The organism is Bradyrhizobium sp. 62, from assembly GCF_023073035.1.
Classification (GTDB): Bacteria; Pseudomonadota; Alphaproteobacteria; order Rhizobiales; family Xanthobacteraceae; genus Bradyrhizobium.
Genome location: NZ_JADPIT010000036.1, coordinates 92,341 through 94,767, shown reverse-complemented (window position 1 = coordinate 94,767; position 2,427 = coordinate 92,341). Strand labels below are relative to the sequence as shown.

Annotated in this window: 2 protein-coding genes; one reads left to right on the top strand and one right to left on the bottom strand. The window is 64.6% G+C overall.

What is annotated here, in order from left to right:
• Positions 1–43 precede the first annotated feature (43 nt).
• Positions 44–1,021, bottom strand: coding sequence for a TAXI family TRAP transporter solute-binding subunit (locus IVB47_RS35085; RefSeq protein WP_247468529.1), 978 nt, complete (start codon positions 1,019–1,021; stop codon positions 44–46).
• 107 nt (positions 1,022–1,128) lie between these two features.
• On the opposite strand from IVB47_RS35085, the gene IVB47_RS35080 reads away from it, so the two are divergent.
• Positions 1,129–2,103 carry a tripartite tricarboxylate transporter substrate binding protein gene (locus tag IVB47_RS35080; RefSeq protein ID WP_247468526.1) on the top strand — a complete coding sequence of 325 codons (975 nt, stop codon included), beginning with the start codon at positions 1,129–1,131 and terminating at the stop codon, positions 2,101–2,103.
• Positions 2,104–2,427: the final 324 nt, after the last annotated feature.

Sequence of the window (2,427 nt, the reverse complement as noted above, 5' to 3'; positions counted from 1 at the left end):
ATGCCCGGGACAAGCCCGGGCATGACGGCCGTTGCTGGCGCGCCTACTTCACCACCCCGATCTCGCGAAAATACTTCATCACGCCGGGATGGATCAGCTCGGGCTTCGGCGCGGCCGCGACGGTGTTCGCGGCCGTGGTCTCACAGGCTTGCGCGAGCTGCTTGCAGAATGTCGGCTCGACGCTATGCAGCGTCTTCGCCAGGCGATAGGCGATATCGTCGGGCAGATCTTCGCGCGTCAGCACAAAACTCCAGGACCCCAGCGAGGCGATCGGCTCGGACTGGTTCGGGTAGCTGCCGGCGGGCACGGTGAGCGGCTTGAGGAACGCGTGCTTGGCGCGGATGCGGGCGATCTCCTCGGTATCAGGCGCGATGAAGCGCGCGCCTGATACGCTCGAGGCTACCGCCGCAAAACCAGGCCAGCCGATGCCGGCGCCCCAGAGTGCGGCGACGCGGCCATCCTCGACCATGGCGGGGCCGTCGCCGGCGCGGTCGAGATAGATCGCCTTGAAGTCCTCGTCCTGCTTCAACCCGAGACCATCCAGCACGTAGCGCGCCAGGATCGGCAGGCCCGAGCCCTTGGCGCCGAATGCGACGGGCTGACCGACCAGATCGCGAATGGTCTTGTAGGGACTATCGGCGCGCACCACGAACATGCCGGGGTTGGAATAGATCGCCGTGAGGATCTTCAGCCGTACTGGCGCACGGCCGATGCCGGCGAAGGCTTCATAGGCCGGCTCACCCGCGACCAGAGCGAGATCGAGCTCGCCCTTCTCCAAGAGCGGAATGTTCTCGTTGCTGCCCTTGGTGTTGCGCGGGGCGATCATCACTTGCGGATCGGCCGCGTTGATCGCTTGCGCGAAGGCGTTGCCATAGAGCGGAAAGCCGCCGCCGGGCGTCGCGGTGCCCAAGCTGATCGTCAGGCTGGGTGTCGTGGTCGGAATGGCGTTGCCTCCGGTTTGAGCGGCGGCGGGGCTTGAAAGCAGCGCCGTGCCGAGAAGAAGGGTGATCGCGAATCTCATGGTCGGTCCCGGCGGGGGCGCGTCAACATCGACTTGCGGCGATGTAGGCAGCGCCCCGATTTTGTGAAAGCATGCAGCCCAACGACAATAGAACAATGGGAGGCGTCATGTTGCGAATTTTGCGTAACAGTGTTTTCGGGCTGGTTTTCCTTGCAACGCTGTTGGGCGCCGCACCTCCCGCCTCCGCTGCTTATCCCGACCGTCCCGTGCACTGGATCATCGGCTTCTCCGCCGGCGGCCCGGTCGACATCGTGGCGCGGATCATGGCGCAGTGGCTGTCGGATCGTTTCGGCCAGCAGTTCATCGTCGAGAACAAGGCCGGCTCCGGCGGCAACATCGCGGCGGGCGCCGCGATCGCCTCGCCGCCGGACGGCTACACGCTGCTGTTCGTCGCGCCCAACAACGCGATCTCGACTTCGCTGTACAAGAAGCTGCCGTTCGACTTCCTGCGCGACACCGTGCCGGTCGCGAGCATCATGCAGCTCACCAACATGCTGGTCGTCTCCAACGCGTTTCCGGCGAAGACGGTTCAGGAGTTCATCGACTACTGCAAGGCCAATCCCGGCAAGATCTCCTTTGCCTCGTCCGGCAACGGCACCTCGGTGCACATGTCGGCGGAGCTGTTCAAGGTGATGACCAAGTGCGAGATGGTGCACGTGCCCTATCGGGGATCTGCGATCGCGTTCCCCGACATCATCTCCAACAAGGTGCAGCTGATCTTCGACAACCTGCCCTCCGCGATGGAGCAGGCCAAGGGCGGCAATGTCCGCGCGCTGGGCGTCACCTCGCCGCAGCGCTGGCCGAGCGTGCCCGACGTGCCCGCGATCGCCGAGACCCTGCCCGGCTTCGAATCGGTCGGCTTCTACGGCATCTCCGCGCCGAAGGGCACGCCGCCCGACGTGATCGAGATTCTCAACAAGGCCGTCAACGAGGCGCTGAAGGACCCGAAGCTGGTCGCGCGCCTCACCGAGACCGGCGGCATCCCCAAGCCGATGACGCCGGCCGAGTTCGGCAAGCTGGTCACCGACGAGACCGAGAAGTGGCGCAAGGTGGTGGAGTTCGCCGGCGTGTCGGTGGACTAGCGCCGGAACTGCCGCGCGCCTGCAGCGCGCCGACGCGACATCGGAGGGGATCGGAAGACCCCTCCCAACGAAAATGTGCGAAAACAACCCCATGCACAGTAGAAACATCGAACGATCACAAGGGGTTACGGAATCGAAAAAACGAGCCCCCGCTGGCGCGATTGCCAGAGGGCAGGGCGAAGGCTCGGCGAGGTGGGCTTGCGCCGTCGGGCAAAACAGGACTATAAGGGCATCATCGCATAATTCGGTTTTTCAAAAACACTAGGTGTTGCCGCGCTCGCGTTTCCATCCGCCAGACCCAGCATTGCACCCCCGCCTCCGTCC

Bases quoted from the DNA above. Each gene is read 5' to 3' on its own strand.
- IVB47_RS35085 (WP_247468529.1), bottom strand. From the start codon at position 1,021: ATGAGATTCGCGATCACCCTTCTTCTCGGCACGGCGCTGCTTTCAAGC.
- IVB47_RS35080 (WP_247468526.1), top strand. From the start codon at position 1,129: ATGTTGCGAATTTTGCGTAACAGTGTTTTCGGGCTGGTTTTCCTTGCA.